Source organism: Streptomyces sp. NPDC001339, assembly GCF_042895955.1.
Taxonomy (GTDB): domain Bacteria; phylum Actinomycetota; class Actinomycetes; order Streptomycetales; family Streptomycetaceae; genus Streptomyces.
The window spans coordinates 16179-42207 of sequence record NZ_JBIAWT010000010.1 but is presented as its reverse complement, the minus strand read 5'-3'; the positions used below and the strand labels follow the sequence as shown (position 1 = coordinate 42207).

19 protein-coding genes are annotated in these 26029 nt (G+C 70.0%); all 19 read left to right on the top strand.

Features of this window, described 5'->3' with window-relative positions; translation table 11 throughout:
- Positions 1-781: 781 nt before the first annotated feature.
- Positions 782-2227, top strand: a complete 1446-nt coding sequence (locus ACFY12_RS27380; RefSeq protein ID WP_390718564.1) for a M60 family metallopeptidase — start codon at positions 782-784, stop codon at positions 2225-2227.
- Between the two features lie 404 nt (positions 2228-2631).
- Complete coding sequence (locus ACFY12_RS27375; RefSeq protein ID WP_390718563.1) at positions 2632-4380, top strand: phage tail sheath family protein; 1749 nt, start codon at positions 2632-2634, stop codon at positions 4378-4380.
- Positions 4381-4577: 197 nt separating this feature from the next.
- On the top strand, positions 4578-5018 hold the full coding sequence (locus tag ACFY12_RS27370; protein WP_390718562.1) for a phage tail protein: 441 nt from the start codon (positions 4578-4580) through the stop codon (positions 5016-5018).
- Positions 4988-5494: a hypothetical protein gene (locus ACFY12_RS27365; RefSeq protein ID WP_390718720.1), complete on the top strand. Its 507-nt coding sequence runs from the start codon at positions 4988-4990 to the stop codon at positions 5492-5494. Before ACFY12_RS27370 ends, ACFY12_RS27365 begins: the two co-directional genes overlap by 31 nt.
- Before the next feature lie 2 nt (positions 5495-5496).
- Positions 5497-5664, top strand: coding sequence for a DUF6760 family protein (locus tag ACFY12_RS27360; RefSeq protein WP_390718561.1), 168 nt, complete (start codon positions 5497-5499; stop codon positions 5662-5664).
- A gap of 511 nt (positions 5665-6175) precedes the next feature.
- Entirely contained in the window at positions 6176-6337 is a 162-nt protein-coding gene (locus ACFY12_RS27355; protein ID WP_390718560.1) for a hypothetical protein, read from the top strand.
- Between the two features lie 2795 nt (positions 6338-9132).
- Positions 9133-9582, top strand: coding sequence for a phage tail protein (locus ACFY12_RS27350; RefSeq protein ID WP_390718559.1), 450 nt, complete (start codon positions 9133-9135; stop codon positions 9580-9582).
- Entirely contained in the window at positions 9579-10289 is a 711-nt protein-coding gene (locus ACFY12_RS27345; protein ID WP_390718558.1) for a peptidase M23, read from the top strand. Before ACFY12_RS27350 ends, ACFY12_RS27345 begins: the two co-directional genes overlap by 4 nt.
- Positions 10290-10423: 134 nt before the next feature.
- Positions 10424-12196: a VgrG-related protein gene (locus tag ACFY12_RS27340; protein ID WP_390718557.1), complete on the top strand. Its 1773-nt coding sequence runs from the start codon at positions 10424-10426 to the stop codon at positions 12194-12196.
- A gap of 137 nt (positions 12197-12333) precedes the next feature.
- Complete coding sequence (locus ACFY12_RS27335; protein WP_390718556.1) at positions 12334-12663, top strand: PAAR domain-containing protein; 330 nt, start codon at positions 12334-12336, stop codon at positions 12661-12663.
- A gap of 1 nt (position 12664) precedes the next feature.
- On the top strand, positions 12665-13144 hold the full coding sequence (locus ACFY12_RS27330; protein WP_390718719.1) for a GPW/gp25 family protein: 480 nt from the start codon (positions 12665-12667) through the stop codon (positions 13142-13144).
- Positions 13145-13274: 130 nt separating this feature from the next.
- Positions 13275-15233, top strand: a complete 1959-nt coding sequence (locus tag ACFY12_RS27325; protein ID WP_390718555.1) for a putative baseplate assembly protein — start codon at positions 13275-13277, stop codon at positions 15231-15233.
- 76 nt (positions 15234-15309) lie between these two features.
- Entirely contained in the window at positions 15310-16050 is a 741-nt protein-coding gene (locus ACFY12_RS27320) for a hypothetical protein (protein WP_390718554.1), read from the top strand.
- Positions 16051-17319: an NADase-type glycan-binding domain-containing protein gene (locus ACFY12_RS27315; RefSeq protein ID WP_390718553.1), complete on the top strand. Its 1269-nt coding sequence runs from the start codon at positions 16051-16053 to the stop codon at positions 17317-17319.
- The gene (locus tag ACFY12_RS27310; protein WP_390718552.1) at positions 17316-18632 is read left to right on the top strand and encodes a hypothetical protein; all 1317 of its coding nucleotides are present in this window, start codon (positions 17316-17318) and stop codon (positions 18630-18632) included. The genes ACFY12_RS27315 and ACFY12_RS27310 overlap by 4 nt, the downstream gene beginning before the upstream one ends.
- Positions 18633-18706: 74 nt before the next feature.
- Positions 18707-19420, top strand: a complete 714-nt coding sequence (locus ACFY12_RS27305) for a DUF4255 domain-containing protein (protein ID WP_390718551.1) — start codon at positions 18707-18709, stop codon at positions 19418-19420.
- Complete coding sequence (locus ACFY12_RS27300) at positions 19417-21501, top strand: ATP-binding protein (RefSeq protein ID WP_390718550.1); 2085 nt, start codon at positions 19417-19419, stop codon at positions 21499-21501. Before ACFY12_RS27305 ends, ACFY12_RS27300 begins: the two co-directional genes overlap by 4 nt.
- 61 nt (positions 21502-21562) lie before the next feature.
- Positions 21563-25534 (top strand): hypothetical protein, encoded by a 3972-nt coding sequence (locus tag ACFY12_RS27295; RefSeq protein ID WP_390718549.1) that lies wholly within the window; start codon positions 21563-21565, stop codon positions 25532-25534.
- 32 nt (positions 25535-25566) lie between these two features.
- The gene (locus tag ACFY12_RS27290) at positions 25567-26001 is read left to right on the top strand and encodes a VOC family protein (RefSeq protein ID WP_390718548.1); all 435 of its coding nucleotides are present in this window, start codon (positions 25567-25569) and stop codon (positions 25999-26001) included.
- Positions 26002-26029: the final 28 nt, after the last annotated feature.

Genomic DNA, 26029 nt, shown 5'->3' with positions numbered 1-26029 from the left:
GAAGATGCGGATTCCTCGCTGCGGCCCTCCAAGGTTCCTCGCCAACAAGGTCAGCGTCAAGATAGAAGGTTTGACGTCCCAGCGGGAAGTTTTTTGCGTCTACTCGGATGGTGAGTACCTGTACTCATGTTGGGTTGCCCACAGATGGGGCGAGTTGTGCTTCATATACAGGAAGGGCATGATTCGTGGCGTCTTCCGGCGGTATCGGCGCATACGTCGCGCTGATGCGCCGGCGGCAGTTCTTGCTGGTGTGGGTGGCGTCCTGGTGTGCATGGTCGTACCCGCGGGTGCGACCATCGCCTACCTCGCGATGGCGCAGGAGCGGCGACACCGCGGTGGCCGGCCGGTGGCGGGATGAGTGACGGGCGGGGCGTTCCTCGGTACCAGGGGCTACACGGTTGTCCCCGTCCGGCTACATCCCCGCGGATGTCGTGCAGCGGAGAGCGAGTGTCTCAGCGCCGGGCGAAAGAGACGAGAATATCCGGTCGGTCCGGCCTTCGGCGCCCGCAGACGGGGTGGCGGAGGCCGGTGCCTTTTTGCCTGCCGCGCTTCTCCCTTGTGCTCCCTGGAGCGTACCGCCGCGCCACGAAATAGCACTTAGGTCTACCTAACTTGGCACCCTGGTCCACAGTCCGCTTCCCGCGCTCGTGATGGAATCAATTCCAGCGGATTTCACCGGAGATGACGGAGCGTTGCGCTCCCCAGGGCCACCGGAGAACGCTGCCGCGACACGAAACGCGCAGACCTTCGCCATGGCGAGGGCGGGAAAGGAAACTCCCAAGTGACTTCTGATATTTCGCCGAGGTTCCGGGGCCGGTCGGCCACCAGCAGGCGCACCATGGTCATGGCCGCAGCGGCCTTGGCGGCGGTCATGGGCACCACCGCGGCTGCGACGGATGCCGCAGCCGCACCGAGGCCCGACCGGAGCAGCAGTTCCGCCGACACGACCGGCGACTGGCGCACCCGCGCAACGCAGCCCAAGCCCTACGTCACGCACCTCCACGCCGAGACGTTCCAACTGTCCGCGAAGCCGTCACAGGCCGAGGAGCAAAGGCGTCTGAAGTCCTCGTTCCAGCTGAGCGGTGCGGAGAGCACCGGTCTGTTCCTGCCGCCGAACAGGCGGGTGCTCGCCGATGTGGCCGACACCCCGGACAGCCGGGCAGGAAAGGTCAAGCTGCGGATCGGTGTTCCAGGCGCCGAAGGCGAGGGGGGCAACCAGCGCGTCCTCACCCTCAAGCCCGGCACCAACCGCATCGGCGACGAGACCGGCGGCATGCTCTACCTCACCGTCGAGGGGAACTCGTCCGCCACCACCTCGGTGGAGCTGCTGGGCGGGATGGCGAAGGCCCCGCGCTTCGTGCTCGGCGAAACGAGCAGCGAGGAGTTCCGTGCCATGCTCGACGACGCCGGTGCACCGTGGGTCGAGTACGTCAGCAAGCGGGCCATCGTCACGGTGGACCGGGCCACAGCTCTGAAGTACCGCGACCAGAACCCGGAAAGGCTGATGCGGCTCTACGACGACATCGTTCGCATACAGGATGGTGTCAACAATGTCGGGGAAGGCCGAGGATTCGCCCCCAGTCCGCTGCGCCAGCACGTCGTCCTGGACGGCCTCAAGAAGAACGGTACGGCCCAGGCCGCGGATGGCTATATGGCCTTCGATCCCGCCCACGCCGATGTCCTTCTCTCCCCGGACAAGTTGTCCAGGGGTGGGACCGCTTGGGACGTCTGGCGAGAGCTGAGCCGCCCGCGTCAGCTCAAGCCCATGAGCGGTGGAGGGCTGAGCGAGGCGGTGGGGGGCATCTACGCCGCCCAACTCGACCGGCTCCTGGGGCGTTTCGACGTCGGATTCAGTGTGGGGCTGTGGTCGTGGCACCCCAACACGCTGGAGAAGCTCCGCGAGACGAACCCCTCGCTGGAGAGTGTGCGAGGGGCCGTCATGCTCGACCAGCTCACTCTCACCTATGGACGGAACTATTGGAGCAAGGTCAACGACCTGATCCTCAGGGGCAATCCCAAGAACTCGCGCGGTGCCCAGGACACCCTGATCCTGACGACCAGTGTCATCGCAGGTGAGGATCTGCGGGACTTCTTCGCGAAGTCGGAGATATTCGCAAGCGGGTCCGCCGGCAAGGTCTTGGACAGTCTGGACCTTCGGAAGGCGAAGGCCGATCCGTCCACCCGCGGGGGTAAGAAGAAGTCCTCGATAATGCCCCTCGCTGAGTAGTCGGGGCTCGGTGCTAGATAGCCCCGGATGACGGGTGTGGATCCGGATAGGGATGTTCGCCTTTCAAGTACCTTTCCGGGGCTGTCAATCCTGATAGTCCGGCTCTGACGCGCTGTCAAGAGGTTACGCGTGCGAGTGTGGTTGGTTACGTATGGCCCTTTCTGGAGGGACTTTGGTCCCTAGGGGGCTTGCTCGCGCGCTGCAATGATCTTGTGAGGGAGAGGGTGGGCGGCCGAAACTGCCTTCGGTATTGTCTGCGCCCCTCGTCCTCTTCCTCGTGGTCCGCATTCCGTGGGTGCGATGCGATGGTGTCGCCTGACGTCGTTCAATGAGTTCTGAAGTGCTGAGCTGCCGTCGATAAGTCCTGGCAAGGCCGTCGGCCAGCGTGAGATAAGGAGTTGTGGGTGCCTAATTATCTGTCCCCGGGCGTGTTCGTGGAGGAGATGGAGGGCGGATCGCGTCCTGTCGAAGGGGTGGGCACCGCAGTAGCGGCCTTTGTCGGATTCGCAGAACAAGGGCCGCTGGACCGGCCCGTGCGCATCACCAATTGGAGCCAGTTCACGAATATATTCGGCGACTTCATGGAGGGCTCGTACCTCGGGCACTCGGTCTACGGGTACTTCGCCAATGGCGGTGGCACGTGTTACGTGGTGCGGGTAGCCGGAGACGGTCCGGCCGGGGCGGGGCGGGCTACGACGGGCTCGGCCGTGCCGGGCGTGGTGGAGGCGGCGGCTCCGTCGCAGGTGCTCGGGGGCTTCCGGATCGCGGCACTGCCGTCGGCCGCCGGGCAGGACATCTCCATCGACGTGCAGCGCGTGGAGCCGGATGGCGGCACGGGGACCAGGACTCGTAGGTCCGCCGCCGAGAGCGCGAAGAGCAGGGCAGGTGGGAAGGACGGTGACGAGGCGTCCGCCACGAAGGACGGTGACAAGGAAGCCAAGCCCGCCACGGATGCCAAGAACGCGATGGACGCCAAGAACGCCCTCGACGGGCAGGGTTCCTACCGGCTGGCCGTGCATGTCGGCGGCTCGCCGGTGGAGACGTTCGATGTCTCCACCGACAAGTCCTCGGCCCAGTACGTGGTCACCCAGGTCCGCGAGCGGTCGAAGTTCATCCTCATCGACGAGGCTCCCACCACCGGCGCCACCGGTGCCGCCCTGGCGCTCCCCGAGAAGAAGTCCCTGATGCTGCCTGCCGCTTCGGCAGTGGGCGAGGACGCTCAGGGAACCGGTACGGCGGGCGCGACAGGCAGCACGGTCGGCCGCTACGTCGGCGACGTGAGCAGACGCTCGGGGCTGTCCGGTCTGGAGGCGATCGACGATGTGACCATGGTCGCCGTCCCCGACCTGATGGCGGCGTACGAACGCGGTGCCCTGGACCGCGAGCAGGTCAAGGCCGTTCAGATGGCGGTGATCAACCACTGCGAGGGCATGGCCAACCGCATGGCGATCATCGACCCGCTGCCGGATCTGGGCCCCTCCGAGGTCTACGACTGGCGGCAGAACGAGGCCGGCTTCGACTCCAAGTTCGCCGCCCTGTACTACCCCTGGATCAAGGTGGCGGACCCGTCCAGCGGCAAGAGCTTTCTCATGCCCCCCTCCGGCCATGTCGCAGGCCTGTGGGCGCGCAATGACGAAGCCCGTGGGGTGCACAAGGCGCCCGCGAACGAGGTTCTGCGCGGTGCGGTGGACTTGGGCATCCAGATCACCAAGGGCGAGCAGGAGCAGCTCAACCCCGCAGGCGTCAACTGCATCCGCAGCTTCCCCGGCCGCGGCATCCGCATCTGGGGCGCCCGTACGCTCTCCAGCGACCCGGCGTGGCGCTACCTGAACGTCCGCCGGCTCTTCAACTACCTGGAGGAGTCCATCTTCCAGGGCTCTCAGTGGGTGGTTTTCGAGCCCAACGACGAGCGGTTGTGGGCCACCATGCGCCGCAATGTGGCCGCCTTCCTGGTGGGCGAGTGGCGGCAGGGCGCCCTCTTCGGCGCCACCCCTGACGAAGCCTTCTACGTCAAGTGCGACTCCGAGACGAACCCGCCGGACGTCATCGAGTCCGGACAGGTCGTGTGCGAGATCGGTGTGGCGCCGGTGAAGCCCGCCGAGTTCGTGGTCTTCCGCATTTCGCAGGAATCTCTGGGCGGTTCGGGGGCGTAACCGGAAACCGGACCTGCTCCTGAACCGGCGGAGGCTCGTCCGGACGGACACCCGGCCCGACGTAAGCCAACAGACTTCCAGAACCACACCCATACCTATACCCACACCCATACCCACACCCATACCCACACCCATACCCGTACCCATCTCAAAGTGCTGAGTGCAGCAACGAAAAGCGAGGATCGATAGTGGCGGATATGCAGGACAACTTCGTCGTCCACACCTTTGGTATCCAGATCGACGGTGTTCAGCTGGAGCAGCTGAAGAGCATCAGCGGGCTGAGTATGCAGCAGGACGTCATCACCAGTCAGCATGTGACGGACAAGGGCATCGTCTACACGCGGAAGCAGCCGGGCGCCAAGACCCCCGGCAGTGTCACCATCACCCGCGGCATGGACAAGAGCAAGGCTCTGGGTGACTGGATCAAGGAGACGTACGACAAGGGTGATGTGACCAAGGGTCGTAAGAACGTCACCATCGAGATGAAGGACAACACCGGAAAGACCGTCCGGCGTATCACTCTGATGCGGGCCTGGGTGAGCTCTTGGCAGAGCGGCGATCTGATCGCGGGTCAGACGAATGCGGTCGATGAGTCGGTCACCATCGAATTCGAAGAGATGAAGGTCGAGGACTCGTGAGGCGCGGGCGTATCACGGAAGGTCCGTCGCCGGCAGCGCCGGCGCAGCAGGCCGTGCCGCATACGCCCACCGCGCCCCTTCCGGCTGCGGGCTCGTCCCATGGGCCCGCAGCCCTCCCGACGGAATTCCCCTTCACCTTGCCGCGCGGTTACGTGGACGGCGCGGGGAATATCCACCGGGAGGGCGTGATGCGCCTTGCGACGGCCCGTGACGAGCTGATTCCGCTCAAGGACCAGCGGGTGCAGGAGAACCCTGCCTATCTGTCCGTCGTCCTGCTCGGGCGGCTGATCACCCGGCTGGGCACCCTGACGGACATTCACGCCGGGGTCGTGGAGGAGATGTTCGCTGCGGACCTGGCATTCCTGCAGAGGTTCTACGAGAAGATCAACACCGATGGCTCCGCTCTGGCATCCACGGTGTGCCCGAACTGCCGGCACGAGTTCCAGGTGGACATGGGGAGCCGCCTGGGGGAATGACGGTGTACGCGATCGACGACCTCCATGCGGAGATCGCGTACATCGCCTATCACTTCCACTGGCCGCTGAGCGAAATCCTGGATCTGGAACACGGCGAACGCAGGCGTTACATAAGGCAGATCGGAACCATCAATCAGCGGTTGGCGGGCGAGGACCAGGGGCTCAGGTGAGTCCAGGGCCGACAACGGTGACAGGGCCGACAAGGGCGATGGGCCGAAAAGGCTGATAGGGCTGATCAGGCCGACAAGGCAGTGAGGGACGGCAGGGAAATGTGGCAGCGGATGTTCGGCGGGGCGGGGCGACAGCGGCGGTCGGCCCCCGCAGGAGCCGAGGCGGGGATTTCGGGATCGCAGCCGGCGCCGGAGTCGGATCCGGAGTCGGATCCGTCGGCGGTGGCGGTGACGGAGCCTGGGCACGGTCCGGGGTCCCGGCTCATCTCTCCCCTCACCCTTGCCTGTGTGGATGGCGTACGGACCGTCACGGACGCGCCGCGCGCCGGCGCTGCTTTGACGGCCTGGCGCGACCCTCGGCTGAGCGGGGAGCAGAGGCTGGTGGTCGATGTGGAGCCGCCGTTGGTGTTCCGTACGGCCATCGGCCTGTGGAGCGCGGCCGGTTACCCGCTGTACCGCCGGGCGGCGCCGCTGGTGTGGGCCGTGGACCGGGAGCGGGATGGGGACGGGGATGGGGCTGGGGCTGGGACTGGAATGGGAATTGGGGCTGGAGGTGGGGATAGCGAGCAAGATGGGCAAGATGGGCAAGGCGGGGGGAGTGCCCGCCGGGAGAGGCGGTGGCGGGCCGGCCGGCGGCGGCGCGGCGGAGACCGAGCCCGCGCCGACCGGCTGATGGGGTGGCAGGACACCAACGATGTGCCAGAGGAGATGAGTTCTGCGTCGGTGCGGCGGGCGAGGAGCCGGGGCGCCGATCGGACTTCTCCCGTGCTGGGCGAGAGGCCGGACGGCATGGGGGACTGGGAAGTAGCGCCGCCTCACGTGGGATCGCGCCGTGAAGGGACTTGGGTGGATGCTTCGGCGGGAATTCCGGTGCATGCCGAAGCGAAGCGCAATGACCAGGCAGAGAAGACGAGTTCGAGGGTGAGTACTCCGATCGGCGTAAGCGCTTGGGAGGGCGGCACATCGGGGGCTGACCAGGGTGTTCCTTCGGTGAAGCGGTGTAAGGGTGACGAGGGGAACGCGGTGCCACATACCCGTGGTGCATGGCGGTCACTCGTGTCCGAGCACGCGAAGCGTGAAGAGCGGCCTGCCGAGGCCAGTCGGCCTGCCGAGGGCAGTGGCGGACGCGCGGTGAGAGGTACGCAGGACCGGCCGGGACGAGATCCGCAGGCTCAGCTGGAGGAACGATGCACGCGGGAACAGTCGGAGGAACAGGGCGACCTGGGCGGGCCGACTGGGCGGCCTGTGCAGACGGAACGCCGGAGCAGTTCAGTTGATGGGGACGCACCGGTATGGGGTATGCGCAGCGCATCGGTCGAAGCTGCCGGACGAGCCGCAGGAACCGGAGAGGCCGAAGGGGCAGGAGAGAGGCCGGCACGACACGATGTGTCCCCAGTGATGTCGTCCGAGTCACCTGTGTCTGCTGACGGGTTGCGCGGTGGCCGCGACTGTAGTGCGGGGCGGACGAGTACACCTGAGGCTGCTGGGCCCCGTGCGCGCGAGTCGGTGTCTGCTGGGGCCGAGCCGGTGCTCGCCAGTCCTGGGACGGTGTCTGCTGAGGATCGTCCTCGGTCCGGCGGAGCTGCGCTGTCCGCCCATGAACGCCCCGAGGTGGCAAGGGAGTCGAAGGCCGACGTGCGGGCGCCTCTCGACGTGCAGGTCTCGCGCAACCGTCCTCCGGCGCGTGCTGAGGAACGTGCTGAGGAACGTGCTGAAGAAGCTGAGTACGTCGTGGGGGAGGCCGGCGTTGGCGCCGGTTGGGAGTCGGGTGCGGGGCATGGCCCTGCGGTGCAGGTGGTGACGGGCGTTGGCCGTGCTGAGCCCGGTGCATGGGGCGGTCGGGCCGACAAGCCGGGTACCGCCGGCTCGGCGGCACTGCCGGAGCCGGTGGTGAGGCTTGCTTCCCTTGCGGGGAGTCCCACCGCATCGACTCAACTTCCCCTGCGCGGGGCGGTGTCCGAACCGCTGGTGCTCGGTGGGGGCTGGCTGGAGGGGCTGGGGGCGTACGGGTGGGTGCGACGGCTCCCCGGGGCAGCTCGCCCTGTGCGCAGCCGAGGTGTGCGTACGGACGGGGTACCGCGAACACGCCGATTGCAGGAGCGGATGCGGTCGGAGGGACAGACGCAGCCGGAGGGGCAGTCGCGGCGGACACAGCCGCAGTGGCCGGTGCGTTCGTCACTCCACCGCATGCGCCGGCGAGCACCGGTCGTGCGGAAGGCAGGTCTGGCAGCGCAGTCCCCGGTATTCGGCGCCTTGTCCGTCTTGACGCGGCTTGGTACCGGGCCGCTTGTCACAACGAGCGTCTCAAGAATCTCAAGCTTGCCGAGCGTCTCAAGTGTCTCAGGCATGTCGAGCGTGACGAGGGAGTTGGGAGCGACGAGGGAGTTGGGGGTGACGCTCGTGACAAGGGTGACAGGGATCGCTGGGATGCCGAAGGCGACGAGCGCGATGGGCGTGACTGGTGTGACTGGTGTGACGGGTATGGCGAGCGTAGGGCCGAACGACGCAAGGAGTGGGCCTGCGCGGGCGGGCAGCCGTGCCGTGTGGCAGGAGACGTTGAGGAACTCCGGAGGTTCAGGTCGCTCAGAGGGCTACACGGGCTCAGGGGGGCCAGCGGGTCCGAGGAATTCATGGTCGGAACCATGGGGGGAACGGGGCGATCTGGCGGTGTGGACAGAATCGGAAGAGGCGGCGTCGTGGACGGATGGGGTCACGGCCGCCGCGTCGGGCCTGCGGGCGGACAAGGTGAGGGCCGTGGGCTTGGCCTCCCGCCCCGAGTCGCATCCGCAACCTGTCCGGTACGGGCACCCCGATCTGGACGCGCACGCGGTTGCGTACGGGCACCCGGTTGCGTACGAGCGTCCCTTCCCGAACACGGGCCCCCTCCCGAACACGGGCCCCCTCCCGAACACGGGCCCCCTCCCGAACACGGGCCCCCTCCCGAACACGCATCCCCTCCCGGACACGCATCCCGTCCCCGACGCGCAACCTGTCCGGTACGCGTACCCCTCCCCGTACGCACATCCCGTCTCGCACCCCCTCCCCGCCGTCACCGGAGCGTCCCTGTCCCCGCCCGTATCCCCGTCTCCCTCCCCGCCTCCCTCCCCACCCCCCTCCCCGCCTCGGCGGGCCTTTGCCGCCATCGCGTCGACCGCTCCTGTGATCGACCCGGAGGTGTGGGACGAGCAGGGGACGGCTGAAGGGCGCGGAGGGGCGGGCGCGGCGCAGTCCGCGCTGCCGATGAGCGGTGGTCGCAGCCGGCTGGCCTCCGGACTTCCGGTCGGCGCCAAGTACCGGACGCAGAGGGGGAGTCGGAGTATCCCGGCGCGTGGAAGCGGCCCGGCCGCGACTCGCACGCCGCCAGCGGCGGGCACCGACAGGGCGGACGCAGGCGGGGCCGGCACCGACGGGCGGCCATGAACGGCCAGGGGAAAGACAGGGGAAAGAACAGGGGAAAGGGATAGCAGAATGTCAGGAATATCGGCAGCGGCGGCCGATCCGGGAACGACGCACCGCTTCCGGCTCGCCATCGACGGAACCGACCTGGGTGTCTTCACCCGGTGCACCGGTCTGGCCTGCACGGTCGAGGTCGAGGAGTACACCGAGGGCGGCCGAAACGACTCGGCCTGGTATCTGCCCCGGCGGATCACCTATCCGCCGTTGGTCCTGTCGCGTCCGGTGACCGCCGACGCGGAGAAGACCAGCCAGTGGGTGCTCAACGCGGTGAACGACACCCGGCAGCGCACCGGGCAGATCGCCTCGCTCTCGGCCACCGGCTCGGTGCTGGCGAAGTGGGATCTGCTCAATGTGGTGCCGGTGTCCTGGAGCGGGCCGAACTTCGACACGGCGGCACCCGACGCGGCCATGGAGGTGCTGGAGATCGTGCACCACGGATTCTTCACGGCGGGGACGACATGAGCGGGCCGCAGGAGAGCCGGGACAAGATGGTGCGGGCGACCCTGGAGATGTACGCCCCGCCCAGCGGCGGCGGAACCGACCCCGGGCCGCTCGTGGACGAGGTCCGGATGCAGTTCAACCCGGCCGAACTGGTCCTGGCCAAGGGGGCGGCCTGGGCTCGGCACACCGTACGCTCCGCGCCCCGCACCGCCGTCCCCGAATTCACCGGAAGCCGCCCGCGCGTCCTGGCCATGACGGTGCTGCTGGACGGCGCCGACAAGCGCGGGCGCTCGGTCGATGCCCGGGTCTCGAAGCTGCTGGAGTGCTGCGCGCCGACCGAGTCCAGCATCGATGCGGAGCGTCCGTCGCCGCCATGGGTCAGGTTCCGGTGGGGCGACTTCGCCTCGGTGTCCTTCCTGGCGTACATGCGCAAGGTCCACGCCACCTACACCCGCTTCTCCCCGCAGGGCAGTCCCCAGCGGGCGGTCTGCGAGATCACGCTGGAGGAGATCGGCGGTGCGACGAAGGGGCAGAACCCGACATCCGGTGCGCTGACGTCGCGCCGAGCACGCACCGTCGTCGCGGGCGACTCGCTCCCTTCGATCGCGCACCAGGAGCTGGGCAGCGCGGCGGCTTGGCGCGACATCGCCCGGCTCAACGGGCTGCGCGACCCCTGGCGGCTGCGTCCGGGCGCACAGGTCCTGCTGCCGGGTCACGAGGATCAGTGACGGCCTCATGGCGGCGACGGCAGGGGCATAGCGGCGAGGGGAGCTGAAGAGGCACGGCGCCAAGGAGAGTTCCGGGCAAGTCGGTCAGCTGGGGCGGGCAGGAAGCGTGGAAGGCAAGTGAGGGAAGGTAAGTGATGGAGCGTCATACCGCAGGGCTCACCGTACGGGTCGGTGGGCAGCCCTTGCCCACGGCCTGGGGTCTCGCTCTGGGATGGGCGGTCGTCGAGGAGTCCCTTCGTGCCTCGGCCTCGGCGGAGCTGGGATTCCGCGACCCCGGCTGCGAGCTGCCCGCAAGGACCGGGCTCAAACTCGGCGCGCCGCTCCAGGTGACCGCCCGCGACGGCAAGGGCGCCTTCGAGCTCTTCGAGGGCGAGATCACCGGCTGCGAGGCCCGTGCTTCGGAGTCGGGCACCTTCAGCGTCGTCCTTGCCGAGGACTGTGCCCACCGGCTCAAGCGGGGTCGCCGGGTGGCCGGCTACCAGCAGATGTCGGCCGGCGAGATCGCCGCCAAGCTGGCGCGGCAGGCGGGCCTGAAAGTCGGCACCGTGGACCGTACGTCCCTGGTCTACGAGATCATCACCCAACCCGGCGTGTCCGACTGGGAGTTCCTCACCCACCTGGCACGCGAGAACGCCTGCGATGTCTTCGTACGGGAGGGCGCGCTGCACTTCCGTGGCCTCGCCAAGGCCACCGAGGCGCCGGCCAGGGGGACCGGCGCCCGGCAGAGCCCCTTCGTCCTGGAGTACGGACGGAATCTGGTGCAGGTGCGTACCGGCGCCACCCTGCGCGAGCAGGTGACCGCGGTGCAGGTCCGCGGCTGGGACCCGCACCACAAGAAGGAACTGGTGGCCGACCGGCGCATCGGCGGCACCCCGTCACGCGATGTGTCCTGGAAGGCGGGGGAGCGGGCCGTCCGGGGAACGCCGCTGCAGCTGTCCTCGGTGCCGCGGTCCAGCCAGAACGAGGTCGAGGCGGTCGCCGATGCCATGGCGCAGGAGGTCGCCGCGGGCCTGAGCGAACTGGAGGCCGTGGTACGCGGTGAGCCCCGGTTGCGACTGCGCTCGGCGGTCACCCTGGGCGGGCTGGGCAGCAGCCATGCAGGCCGCTACACCGTCACCTCCGTACGCCACGAGTACCACCCCGACACCGGCTACCTCACCGACGTCGTGGTCCGCGAGGGCGCCGACCGCGCGGTGGCGGGGCGGCCGGGCGACGCGGAAGCGGGCCTGCGCCGGATACCGGGGATGGTCTCCGCCCAGGTCGTGGACATCAAGGACCCCAAGGACGAGGGGCGGGTCAGGCTGCGCTTCCCATGGCTGTCCGACGACTACGTCAGCGACTGGGCCCGCACGGTGCAGTTCGGCGGCTGCAAGGGCGGCGGCATCATCGTCCCGGAGGTCGGCGACGAGGTGCTCGTCGGCTTCGAACAGGGCAGCCTGGATCGTCCCTACGTCATCGGCGGGCTCTACAACGGCGTCGACAAGCCGCCCCGGCATTCCGTACCGCTCTACGACAAGACCAAGGGCGTCACCAACCGCCGCTCCTTCGCGTCGAAGAAGGGGCACCGGCTGGAACTGCTGGACGCGGACCGGGGGCGGCTGGGTGTCCTGATGGCCACCGGTGACGACAAGCTGCAGATCGAGCTGGACCAGAGCGGCACTCGGATCGCCATCCAGAGCAACGGCACCGTCGAGATCGAGGCGAAGCGGGCCGTGAGCGTCAAGGGCGACGGCATCACGCTGGACGCCGGGTCGGGCGCGCTGAAGCTGAACGGCACGCAGATCAAGCTCTCCGGCACACAGGTCGATGTTTCCGGAACCGATGTGAAGGTGTCCGGGAGCGGAGCGGTGAAGGTCAAGGGTGGTGCGCTGGCGGAGCTCTCCGCCGCGCTGGTGAAGATCAACTGAGCCGGATCAACCGAGCGAGAAGCAGTACCGAACCGGATCAGAGTCAACCGAGCGAGCCGTACTGAGCCGGATCAGAGTCAACTGAGCGAGCCGTACTGAGCCGGATCAATCAACCGAGTAAGGAGAAGAGAACCCCCATGCCCCCCGCAGCGCGGATCGGCGACGCCACGTCCCACATCCCCAACCCCACCCCGGTACCGGTCCCGGTGGGCACCGGCGCCATCACCGGGCCGCCGATGGTCCCCACCGTGCTGATCGGCGGTCAGCCCGCGGCGGTGGCCGCGTCCCTGGCGACCTGCATGTTCCCCGCGCATGTACCGCCGCTGCCGCCCATGCCGCTGATCGCCGTCCCGGTGCCCGGCAAGACCGTGCTCATCGGCGGCATGCCCGCCGCGAAGATGGGTGACAAGCTGCCGTGCGGTGCGACGGTCACCGGCGGGGCGCCCACCGTACGGATCGGTGGCTGACATGTCCGAGGTCTTCATCGGACGGGGCTGGTCCTGGCCGATCGGCGTGAGCCCCTCCGGAGGGACGGCCATGGCCGAAGGGCCCGCCGACGTGGAGCAGGCCCTCCGGCTCATCCTGGGCACCGAACCCGGCGAGCGGCCCATGCGGCCCGAGTTCGGCTGCGCGATCCGGGACCGGATCTTCGGCTCCTTCGACGCCGCGACCAGCGGAGCCATCGCCCACGAGGTATGGCGGGCGCTGGAGCGCTGGGAGCCGCGCATCGTCGTCGACGACGTGGACGTCGTGCAGAGCGCGGACGAACAGGACGTGCTGCGCATCCACGTGGCCTATCGCCTGGCGAGCACCAACAGCCGCCGCAACCTGGTCCACCCGTTCTACGTGATCCCCGCACACGAGGGGGACGGCGAGCCGAGGGACAGCCAACCCGGGCACAACCAGGGTGTGTTGAGCACGCCCCCTGCTGCCCCGACCCTCCGCTGACCCGTCCCCACCCGCCGACCTACCCCCTCTCCGAACCACCCCACCACCCCTTCAGCAACCCCGCCCTCACCAAACCACCCCCCCGACCCGAGCCCCACCGACCGCAGAGCGACCCTCCGGAGCCCCATCGATGCCCCTGCCCAGCCCGAACCTCGACGACCGCCGGTTCCAGGACCTGGTCGACGACGCCAAGAGGTTCATCCAGCGCCGTTGCCCGGAGTGGACGGACCACAACGTCTCCGACCCCGGAGTCGCCCTCATCGAGGCGTTCGCGCAGATGGTCGACCAGCTCTCCTACCGGCTCAACCAGGTCCCGGAAAAGGTGCACCTGGGCTTCCTGGACCTGCTCGGCATCCAGCGGATGGCTCCTCAGGCGGCTCGTACGGAGCTGACGTTCTGGCTGTCCGCGCCCCAGGAGGCGGTCGTGTCCGTCCCCGTCGGCACCGAGGTGGCCAGGCCGCGCACCGGACACGGCCCGGTTTGCGTGTTCACCGTGGACCGCGAAGTGGACATCGTCCCCAGTGCGTTCGCGCACATCGGCACCGCGGAAGCGGGTCACACCGCGGTCCTGGTCACCGAGCGCTTTCTCGCGGGCGATGTGGTCACCTGCTTCGCGCAGCCCCCCGTCCCCGGCGACAGCCTGCTGATCGGGCTGACCGAGGCCGCCCCTCGCTGCGCGGTGGCGCTGGGCATCGACTGCTCGCTGGAGGGGGTGGGCGTGGACCCCCGCCGTCCCCCGCTGGTGTGGGAGGCGTGGTGCGGCCGGAGCTGGGAGGAGTGCGAGGTCGGCAGTGACACCACCGGTGGCCTCAACCGGCCCGGCGAGATCGTGCTCCACATCCCGGACGGCCATGTCCCGTCGCTGATCGGACGGCGCCGCGCCGGATGGCTGCGCTGCCGGGTGCTCGCACCCGCCCCCGGCCGGCCCGACTACTCCGCCTCGCCCCGCATCACCGCCATCGAGGCCCACACCATCGGCGGTACCACCACCGCCCTCCACGGAGAGGTCGTCACCGACGAGGAGCTCGGCACCTCCGACGGTACGCCCGGACAGGTCTTCACGCTGGAGCGCACCCCGATAGCCGCCGGGTCGCTGAGTACGGTCACCACCGAGGGCACCGGGGGACGCCAGGAGTGGACCGTCGTCGCCGACTTCGCCGGCTCGGGCCCACAGGACCGGCATGTGACCGTGGACGAGGTCAGCGGCGAGGTGAGCTTCGGCCCTTGTGTGCGCGAGGCGGACCGTACCGTGCGCCAGCGCGGCGCCGTCCCGGAGATCGGCGCCCGCATCGGCGTCGCCGCGTACCACCAGGGAGGCGGCCGCGACGGCAACGTCGTCTCCGGCACCCTCTCCGTACTGCGGACCCCGCTCGCGCTGATCGCCCATGTGGAGAACCGCAAGGGCGCGGTGGGCGGCGTGGACGCCGAGTCGGTGGAGAGTGTCAAACAGCGCGCCGCACAGTGGCTGCGCACCCAGGAACGCGCGGTCACCGCCCGCGACTACGAGGCCATCGCGGCAGCCGCCTGCCGCGAGGCGGGCCGCGTCGAATGCCTCGCGGACACCTCCGGCGATGGGCCGCCGCTGGTACGGGTCCTGGTCGTGCCCAGGGTTTCCGAACCGGGCCGCGTCCAGGACCCGCGGGAACTGGTGCCCTCGGCGGGGATGCTCGACGCGGTGGCCACGGCCGTCGAGGCCGCCCGGCCGCTGGGCACCCGGGTCGCGGTCAGCGGCCCCGCCTACCAGGGCGTGACCGTGGTCGCCGAGGTTGAGCCGGTGGCCGGCGCCGACCAGCGGGCCGTACGCGCCCAGGTGCTGGAGGCGCTGCACCGCCTGCTCAGCCCGCTGCCCACCGGTACGGGGGCGGGCGGCGGCTGGCCGCTCGGCCGCGCCCTGCGGCTGAGCGACGCCTATGCCGTGGTGGCGCGCTGCCCGGACGTGGAGTCGGTGCCCAAGCTCGAAATGTATCCGGCCGATCCGGCCACCGGTGAACGGGCACCGGCGCAGGAGCGCATCGAGGCGGGCCCCACCGGGCTCTTCGTGTCCTACCGGCACCAGATAGCCGTCAAGACGGCGAAGCGCGCGCGATAGGAAGGGGGAGAACATGCCAGACGCGCCAGACCTGCCCGACGCACGAGGCCTGCCAAACGCACGAGACCTGCCAGACGTGCCAGACCTGCCGGTGACGCTGGGGCGGGCTGCTCAACAGAGCTGCGCGGCAGGGGAGTTGCCGCCGCTCGTTCCGGGCAGCCGGTCGCTGCGGGCCCTGCTGCCGGAGAGCTACCGGCACGGTGACTTCGCCGACCGTCTGCTGCTGGGCTTCGACGACACCATCGCCCCGGTGATCCGCGCCCTGGACTGCCTGGACGCCTATTTCGACCCGCGGACCGCGCCCGCTGACTTCCTGGACTGGATGCTCGCCTGGACGGGCACCGAACCGGCCGCTCCGGTGGCCGAGCCGGGCCGGCGCCGGGCTCTGCGACTGGGGGCCCGGCTCCAGGGCCTGCGGGGCACCCGTGCCGGGCTGGAGCTCTTCGTGCGCGAAGTGCTCGGCGGTGAGGTGCAGTTGGCCGAATCCGGCGGTACGTACCAGTCCCCGCGCCCCGATGAGTGCCCCGCGGCCGCACACCGGGCCTGGGCCGAGATCCGCGTCGTCCTGCCCGCCGCGGCGACCGCGTCCGACGGGTGCACCACGACGGTGGATACGGCTACGGATACAGCGGTGGATACGGTGGCGGATACGGCGGTGGATACGGCGGTGGCTGTCGACGAAGCAACCGCGGACGTCGTCGAACGGCTGGTGCGCGACTGGGTACCCGCCGATGTCGACGTCCGCGTCCGTGTCAGCGTCGGCGTCGGCGTCGGCGCCGCGGGCAGCGGCCCCGCGGTCGCACAGGGCGTGGTCTGATTGACGGCACGAGCACACGGCGAGTCCGGCACCGGCCCGGCCGGGGGCGCGGGGATGTGCCACGCCTGTGGGGTGCCCGCGTACGGCGGTGAGATGTTCTGCGTGGCCTGCGGCGCCTACCTGGGGTGGGAGGAGACCGGCGGCCGCCCCGCGGTCCGGCAGCCCCCGGAGCGGCCCGGGCCGGCCTCGCCCCCGGGTGCCGCGCCGGCTACCGCACCGGGCCCGGTGCCCGGTTCCGTACGCGTGCCGAAGACACAGTCCGGATCGGCCCCGAAGGCGCGGTCCGGCCCGGCCCCGGAGCCGTACGCCGGTCACGGCCAGCCGTCACCGGAGGCACGGACCGTGCCCGCCCGCGACGAGACGCTCCAGCTCTCCCGCGCCGTGGTCCCCCTCCCGTACGGAACCGGTCACGGCCCCGGCCCCGGCACCGGCCCCGGCCCCGGCCGTGGGAACGGTGAGGGGAGCGGAACCGGGCAGGCGGACGCGCACGGGACCGGCGAGCACCCGCAGGGCTACGACCACTTCCCCCGGCTCCTGCTGTGCCCCGACTGCCGCTCGGACAACCCCGACACCCGCACGTACTGCGGGCTGTGCGGTGCCCTGCTGCGCCCCGTCCCCGAGCCGCCGCCGCTGACCCGGTGGCAGGAGCTGCGCACACGCTGGTCCGGCCGTCCGCGGTTGTGGCACTGGGACCGCCGCTGGCTCGCGGTGCCACTCGCCCTGCCGCTGTGCTTCGCCGTGGGCACCTCCGGCGGCTGGCTGGCGAGTACGGCACGTGAGGCGGTACCGGCGGTGCAGGACCGGTTCAGCGGTCAGGCGGCCGTGGCGCCCGTCAGCGTCGAGGCGTCGACCGAGGAGCACGGGTTCGGGGCGGGGATGGCCGCCAACGGGGTGAGCAACAGGTTCTGGGCCCCTGCGCGCAAGGGCGCGGAAGCGGTCGGCGAGACCTGGACGGCCACGTTCGGGCAGCCTTTCCGGCTGACCGCGCTGGTGATCTTCAACGGGGCGGCGACCGATCCCAAGGCCTATCTGGCGGCCGGCCGTCCCACCCGCCTCACCGCGATCGCCGAGACGGTCGGCCAGGACGGCAGGAAGACCGTGCAGAAGGAGATCGATCTGGCCGATCAGCCCGGCGCGCAGGACTTCCGGTGGGGCGTGGATGACGTGGTGTCGCTGACGCTGCGCATCGCCGCCGTTCACGCCGGAGCCCAGCCCGACAGCCCCGTAGCCCTGGCCGAGGTGCAGTTCTTCACCAGGCGGGCACGATGACGCTCAGGGCCCAACTGGTCGTCCCCGAAAGCGCCGTCGAGCCCGGGGACTCGCTCACCGCGCAGCTGCTGGTGTGGAACGAGAGCCGTATCGTCGATGCGTACGACCTGACCCTGCTCGGTCCGCCGGCGCAGTGGGGCGAGGCGCGTCTGGGCCAGCTCGCGGTGTACCCGGGCAACCACGAGCAGATCACCATCCCCCTCACCGTGCCCCGCAGCAGCGACATCCCGCCGGGTGCCCTGGTCTTCGCGGTCAGGGTCGCCTCCGCCCAGGACCCGGCCCAGGTCGCCGTCCCCGAGGCCGAGATCACGATCGGCGCGTTCCGGGAGGTGGAGCCGGAGCTGACCCGTGCGCGGCTGGGCGGCCGCTTCTTCGGCTCCAACCTCGTCACCCTGACCAACCGCGGCAACACCGCGGTGCAGTTGCGGCTCCGGACCGCCCCGGAGGACGCCGAGGCACCCGTGCGATCCCGGGTACGCCGTTCCAGGGTCGCGCTGCGCGTCGGCGAGAAGGCCCGTATCGGGGTGCTGCTGCGCGTCACCAGGCCGGTGGGACTGGGCACACCCGTCGGATGGAACGTCGGGGTCAGCGCAGAGTGGGACGCTCAGGAGGTCCGCCGCGAGAACTTCACCTTCGAGCAGCGGCCGCTGCTGACCAAACGGGCGGTGAAAGCACTGACCGCACTGGCCGCGGCCGCGGTGGCCGGGACCGTGCTGTGGATGTCCCCGGTGGGCGGCGGTGAGCCGAAGGCGCAGACCGTGTCCGCCGATGGCCCTTCCCAGCAGGAGCAGGCCAAGGCCGCCGAGCAGAAGACGGCCAAGGACGAGGCGCGGAAGAAGAAGGACGAGGAGAAGCAGAAACAGGAGAAGGAGAAAGCGGCGGAGGAGGCCAAGGCCCCGAAGAAGAAGCCGTTGCAGCGGTCCCTCGTCGTGAAGCTCCAAGGCGGCACCGGACAGGACGCGTTGACGGTGGCCAAGGGATACCGGCTGAAGCTCTCGGCCATCCAGATCACCGCGGCCGGACCGCCCACCGCCACCCTGACGCTGACCGCCGGAACCCTGCCGCTCGCCACCATGAACCTGGACAAGGCAAAGGACTTCACACCCAAGACGCCCGTCGTCATCCAGGAAGGGCAGACGGTGCGGCTGACCGTCCGGTGCCCCGCCGGCGGCGGCACCGGGCCCTCCGTCTCGCCTCCGTCCTCGGCCTCCCCGGACGGCGGTACGGCCCGGGCGCCCACGGACTGCTCGGTCATCGCGCTGGTGACCGGGGAGCAGATCCCCAACCAGGGCCCGTTCTCGAAAGACGCCTGAACCACAGGCCCCGGTCTGCGACCCCTGCCCCTCTGCCCCCTCTGCCCCTCTGCCCCCCGAAGGACCCACACCCCATGAGCGTTGTTCACCGGGTCGACGAGACCCTGAAGGAAGGACTGCTGCGCGGCCCGCTGCGGGGCGCCCATGTCCAGGTGCTGTTCGAGACACCGGACTCCGACTGGGCCGCCCGGCGCTCCGGTCCGTGTGTGAACGTCTTCCTGTACGGCATCGAGGAGGACTCCTCGCGCAGCCAGTCGGGCGGCGTCAGCGTCATCGACGAACAGGGTGCCGTGGTCGGCTACGGCGCCCCGCCGCGCTTCTTCCGGCTCACCTACCTGGTCAGCGTCTGGGCCCAGTCCGTACAGGACGAGCACCGCATGCTCGGCACACTGCTCGAATGGTGCGTCAGGACAGAGGAGTTGACGCTGACGCCGGCTGGGTCGGGGTCGGGGGCGGCGCCGGGGTCGGGGTCGGGGTCGGCGGGCGGCGCTGACGGCGGAACACGGCTGTCGCTGGGCCTGCGGGAGACACCCCCGGGAGCGGAGAGCGCCGCTTCGCGCCTGTGGTCGAGCCTGGGTACTCCGGCCCGGCCGGTGCTGGACCTGGTGGTGACGGTTCCGCTGGGCAGGCCCGTACAGGACACCGGACCGGCCCCCGCCATGGGACTGGCCCTACGGGCCCGCCAGTTGCCGGATACGGAGCAGCCGGCCGGGGATCCCGCGTCGGCACCGCCTGCGAGCGAGCCGGGCCGGCCCGTGCGCCGGCGCGACATCCGGGAGATGGCATGACCAGCGGCCTGCTGCGGGCGCGCCTGGCCGTGCTGGAGGAACGCCTCCTCCAGCACGCGGCACGCGCGGTCGGATCCGGCGATGCCACTGTCGTGGGCGCCGGGTCCGGAGAGGCCGGGGCCGGGGCCGGGGACGGGGACGGGGACGGGGACGGCGGCGGAAGCGGCCCGGACCCGCAGGCTCCGGCAGCCGGCCCGCCGACGACCGGGCACGAGACCGACGGCGATGACCACAGCCACTACGGCGACCACGACTCCTTGCCCTACGGTGACGACGACTCCCTGCTCTACGGCGACCACGACTCCCTGCACTACGGTGAGGACGACTCCCTGGCCCACGTGGAGCGGGAGTTCGGACTCAGCCGTACCGAGCGTGACCTGCTGGTGGCCTGTGTACTGCCGGAGCTGAGCACGGTCTGTGGCGCCGCCTGCCGGGTGCTGACCGGGGCGGCACCGGCCTCCCGGCCCACCGTGGCCGTAGCCCTGGGGATCCTCGGGATCACACCGGCCCAGGCCGTGACCCGGGGGCTGCTGCGTACGGGCGGTCCGCTGCTCGATTCAGGCCTGGTGCGGTACGAGAACCCCGAGGCGCCCTATCCCGACCGGCTGCTGCGCGTACCGGACCGGGTGCTGGACTTCCTCGTCGGCGCGCCGCAGCCGGCTTCCGCCACGGGCGGTCTGCTGCGGAGGCTGCCCGCCGGCCCGGGATCCGTTGCCGACGAGGCGGTCGACCGCCTCGTCGAGGCGCTGAGCCGCAGTGGCACCGGCAGCCTGTACATACGCGAGGGCATCGACGGCTGGGCTCTGCCCGCCGCTGGTGCCGCGCTGCGCGAACTCGGCCGGGTGCCGCTCCTGGTGGCTCCCGAGGATGTCGAGGACGGCCCTGCGGATCTCCCCGCCCTCCTCGCCGACGCCGTCCTGGAAGCGCGGCTGCTCGGCGGCGGGGTGATCGTCCCGGCTTTCACCCCGCCGGACGGGCCCGCCGGGAGCCTCCTGCGCGCGGTGCTGCGCACCTTGGAGCGGGTGCCGCTGCCGCTGGTGGTGTACGGCGGGGAGGAGTGGGACGCCGAGGCATGGGGGGTCGCGCCGACGGGGTCCGTGGACCTGTCGGCGACTCCTCCCAGTGAGTGGGAGGCCGGGGCGCCCGGACGGGAGCCGGTGAACGCGGCCGCGGCATCGGTCGTGGACCGGGCTCGGCGCACGGCCGCCCTGCACGGTGGCGTCTTCGGCCCCGGCGATGCCGGATCCCTCGCCCAGCAGTGCGCGGCCCAGCACCTGGCCCGGCTGGCGCGGCACATCCGGCCCCAGGTCACCTGGAGCGATCTGGTACTGCCGGCGGCCGTACGCGAGCGCCTGGACATGCTGATCTTCCGGATTCGGCACCGTGAACAGGTGCTGGGGGAGTGGGGGTTGCGGCGCGGCGGAGGACGGGGCTGGGGTGCCACGGCGCTGTTCTCGGGCGAGTCGGGCACGGGCAAGACCATGGCGGCCGAGGCCATGGCGGGGGAACTGGGCGTGGACCTGTTCACCGTCAGCCTGCCCACGGTGGTTTCGAAGTACGTCGGCGAAACGGAGAAGAACCTGGAACGGATCTTCTGTGCGGCCGAGTCGCTGGGCGGGGTCGTCCTCTTCGACGAGGCCGACTCGATGTTCGCCAAGCGCGGTGCGGTACGCGATGCCAACGACAAGTACGCCGCCATGCAGAGCGGCTACCTGCTCCAGCGCCTGGAGGCCTTCGGCGGCCTGGCCGTTCTCACCACCAACCTCCGTTCCAACATGGACAGCGCCTTCACACGCCGGTTCGACGAGGCCATCGAATTCGAGAGCCCGGGACCGGACGTACGGGCCCGGCTGTGGCGGAAGTTCTTGGGCGCGGCCCTCGCCGACTCCTGTGACATCGACCGGATGGCGACCGCGTTCCCGATCGCCGGAGGCAGCATCCGCGCGAGCGTGGAGACCGCGGCTTTCGCCGCCGCGGCGGCAGGACGGAAAGTGTCGACGGAGGATCTGCTGAACGCCGTTGAGGTCGAATACCGCAAACAGGGCCGGCTGTTCGATCGTCCTGAGCCCCTGAGCCCCTGAGCCCCTGAGCCCCTGAGCCCTGAGCCCTGATCTCCCGAATTATCTGAACTGGGGAATGCCCATGCTGTCCACCAGGACGTTCGTCAACCGCACCGCCGCCGAATTCATCAACAGACGCGGGGCGCGCGTCTTCGCCGGTGCGCCGATTCCACCGTCGGCCGTCTCGTCCGCGGCGCGGCTTGCACCCGGCACTTCGGGAACGCGGCAAGCGGGGCTGCCGATACAGGCCCTCACCGCCGCCGGCCGGTTGCCCGCCCTGCTCGACGTCCCCGCGGCCCTATCAGCTCCGGCGGGCCCGGATCCGCGGGCCGAGGCGGTGCGGGCCGAGGCGGTGCGGGACCGTGCGCATATCGCCATCGTGCGGCTGACCGCTCAGCTGGAGGCGCTCGCGCAGCAGCGCAAGAACCTTCTGGAGCGGGACCTGGAGCTCGGCTACCGCCTCATGGAATCCGCCCCCGGCAGCGAGACCGGACGGCACTTGCAGACCACGGTCGACGGCATCAAGTCCGCCCTCGCCGAGAACGACACACTGACCGGTGAGTACGAGGCCCGCCTTGACGACGCCCGGCGCATGCACCGCCTAGCCATGGCCCGCGCTTGCAGAGCAGGAGCAGGAGCAGGAGCAGGAGCAGGAGCAGGAGCCGCGGGCCATGGCCCGGACGCGGCCCTGGCCGTGGCCGGAACGCTGCAGGCCGAGGCCGATATGTCCCGGCTCGGCGACCGCAGACGGGAGTTGGCGAAAGAACGGGCCGTACTCGAAGAGCACATCACGGGCGTGGCCCGGCGGCTGGCCGAGGCCACCGGTGACGAAGCGGAAGCCCTGGCCGTATCCCTGGAAACCGCCCAGTCCGCCCTACGGGACAACGCGGCGGAGTACGAGGTCATCGCATCCACCCTTGAGACCGCCACCACCCACTACGAAGGCGCACTGCGCGTCACGCCCGGACTCTTCGGCGACCCGGCCACCCGTATCGACCTCGCGGGCCACGCCTTCACCACCGTCTCCTCGCCGCTGGAGAACCGCCTCACCCAGCTGACCGACCGGCCGGACATCCGGCTCGTTCCGTCGGCCCGCACCCTCCAGGACGTGCCGGAGCCGGAGGAGTTCGACTCCCGGGCCCAGGCGTGGCTGACCCGGCAGGAACTGAAGTCCGGCCGGCAGGCGGCCGAGCTGCTCGGGCCCGCCGCCCTGCAGGCGCTCGGCGGGTACGGCAACCCCGCCCTGGAGCCCGTCGGCCTCGGCGCCGCCGCGCCGTCCCACGAACTCGTCCAGCAGCGCCTGGCCCGCACCCGTGCCCTGGACGGCCACGCGGCAGGCGCGATCCCGGGCGCCCCGGGAGCCCCAGGCACCCCGGACGTGACCACCACCGACCTGACGGCCGAGGCGACGACCGCGTTGCTGGAGTCCGACCGAACCGCCACCGAGAACCTCGTCTCCGGGGTGTCGCGGCTGCGCCCCATGGCAGGACCGGTCTGGGTGGTCACCACCGCACCGGGCAGCGTCGGTCAGCCCGATCGGGCCCCGGCGGCCAAGGAACAGCGCGCCGACGGCGAGGAGTTCGTGCCGTGGTCCGCCACGGTGGCCTACGAATCCGCGTTCACCCGCTTCTACGCCGATTCCGAGCGGCATGCCGCACTGGCCGATTTCGACCGCATCATCGCCGGGCTGAATTTCAGCGCGGCGGGCACCGTGGTCGGCGGCGAGCTCACCAAAGGCACGCTCTCCGCGCTCTTCGGTCTGCTGACCGGGGGAATCGAGCGCTTCACCAGTTCTGCCATGAGCCGGCTGTGGAGCCTCTCGCTCGATCTCACCAGCATCACCCTGGCCGGTGGGGGAGTGAAGAGCCGCACCGTCGGCGCGCTCCTGGACGAGATCCGGGACGCCCCGTTCGGCTCCTTGTACAAGGGAGTGCAGGAACTGGGCAACAACGTCTGCGCGGTTGCCGCCAAGGCCCAGGACAAGCTGCTGCACCTCCTGGAGAACGCCCCGGAGATCCAGCAGCAGGTCGTGGCGGCGACGGGAAAACTGGACCAGGGCTGGGACCGGATCTGTGCCGTTGCCATGAAGGCGCTCGGCATGATGAAGGGAGCGCTGAGCGCCCTGGGCGGGAAATTGACCGCTCTGTGGAACTCGCTCCCCGCCCTCCAGGAGAAACTCTCCGCTGCCTGGACCAGGATCGCCGAACTGGTCGGGAAGAACCCACACTTGGAGCGCGTCGCGAAGTGGCTGAAGAAGGCCGTCGCCATTTTCCGGGAGAACATCGTCGATCTCCTGACGAAGCTGCAGAATCTGCCGGACCTCATGAACGCACTGTCCGGCCTGGTGAACAGCATCGGAAAGGCGCTGCTGGAGGCCGTTCCGGCCCGGGCGCTGAAGGAGGCCATCAAACTGGCCGGTGAATGGACCGCCAAGTGGGGCGGGCAGTTCGCCATGCGGCTCACCGGCGGAAAGGAGGGGTTCGACCGGACCCTGGAATCCTTCTCGCAGCATCTGGCCGACCTCAAGTCGAGCACGGTCGACTATGCGCTGAGCCGCTCACGCCACGAAGAGCACAGACCCGCCGTGGGACAGCGCCTGGAAACCCAGCGGCCGGTCCTGGCCTTCCGGGACCAGCAGGCCGCATTCGACCACGCCGCAGACCGGGCCGCCACCGAGCCCAGGGACCGGCATGTGGTGCTCACCCAGGTCCACCTCAACGACCGTTCCGGACGGGACCTCGGCCCCCTGCTGTCCTACTCCCCGCACCACCGCGGCCAGGACGTCCTCCTGCTCCCCGGGGCACAGTTGGAGATCACCGAGACCGGCGTACTCGACGTCGGCAACGGCGCCGGGCGGGTCGAACTCCTGGCTGCCAAGGAGACCGTGGGCCAGGGCGAGATCGTCGGCACCGATCGTAGGACCACGGGCCTGGAGAACCTCATGTGGCTCACCGCGGCACCACCCCGGCCCTCGCACGGCGGAGCGGTGAGAAACGCCCTGGAGATCGGCACCCGTGCCCATGCCTTCCACCAGATCGCCCGGTTCGTCATGCGCTACTACGGCGGGCGCGTGGAGAAATGGGTCGCCGAGGTCCTGGGCGAGATGGCCTCGCGGACCTGGCTCGCGGTACGCGACCGCTACGACAGCGAGGAACCCCCGGAGGGCCTGAACGTCCTGCGGGGCAAGGCGGCGGCCTGGGCGATGCGCAAGACCGGCCTCGGTGAGGAACTCGCCATTCTGGTCGAGAATCTGGCGTCCGGCGTCGGCCTGAAGGACTCCCTGGCCGAGGTCCGTAAGCACCTGGAAGGGCAGGGCGACGGCGACAGCGCCCGCACCCAGGCCATCACCAAGGCCATCGCGCTGGCGGAAAAGGCCCTGGACGAACGCGAGTACCGCAAGGAGAAGGCCCAGCGGAAGAAGAAGGCGGAACGCACCGCCTTGGCCATCGGTGCCGCGATGGGGGTGATCGAGACGATTCTCAAGCACGGCCCGCAGGAGATGGTGGACACGATGATGGCCGTCAAGGGCCCTGGCGGCGCGGCTCTGCGCGGATTCTTCGCCCACCGCTTCACCGATCAGGGATACGACTTCGTCCGCCGGACCGACGGGTACACCGCGGCCGTGTTCGGTGGTGCCGCGGCCCAGGGCATGCTGTGGACGCACTGGGCGGCCCGGGGCGTCCGCGACCTGTACGCCAACCCCTACGTCGGCGGGGCCATGGCCCTGGCGCCCTACGTGAGCGGAGGCCTGGTACTGGCTCCCTATGTGGCTCCCTACGCGGCCGGAATGCTCGGCCTGTCGGCATTCGGCCCCTCGACGTCCTCCACGCTGAGCGTCACGGCCGGTATCGCCGTGGCCGCCGCCAAGGGAATGCACACGCTCTGGAACACCCAGACCGTGCAGAAGTTCTCCGGACTCGGGGAAGAGGCGGTGAAGGATCTGGCAGGACTGGCCGGCGGCGCCGGTGCCGGAATGGGCGCCGGAGCGGTCAGCCTCCTGGAGTGGCTCTCCTCGCGGTACCACCCGTCGGCAATGGCCCCGGCCACCACCTGAGGTCGTGTTTGTGCCCCTGCTATGGTGCGCCGATGTCTTCGATCAAGCAGTTCCAAGTCACCTTCGACTGCGCAGAGCCTGCGCGCCTCGCCGGATTTTGGTGCGAGGTGTTGGGGTACGTCGTACCGCCGATTCCGAAGGGGTTTGCCACTTGGGAGGACTACCATCGCTCGCTGCCGCCAGAGGATCAGGTCATCTACTTCGCATGCAGTGATCCCTCGGGTGTGGGCCCGCGCCTGCTCTTCCAGCGTGTTCCCGAAGGGAAGATCGTCAAGAATCGGGTGCATCTCGACGTGCGGGTCGGCACCGGACTCGTGGGTGAAGAGCGCCTCGCCGCATTGGAGGCCGAATGCGCACGTCTGATCGCGCTCGGTGCGGTACATCTGCGAACGCTGCTTGCCGATGACGACAACGAGTCGTGCATTCAGATGCAGGACATCGAGGGCAACGAGTTCTGTCTCGACTGAGCATCCTCCGCGACGGCGAGACCGAGGG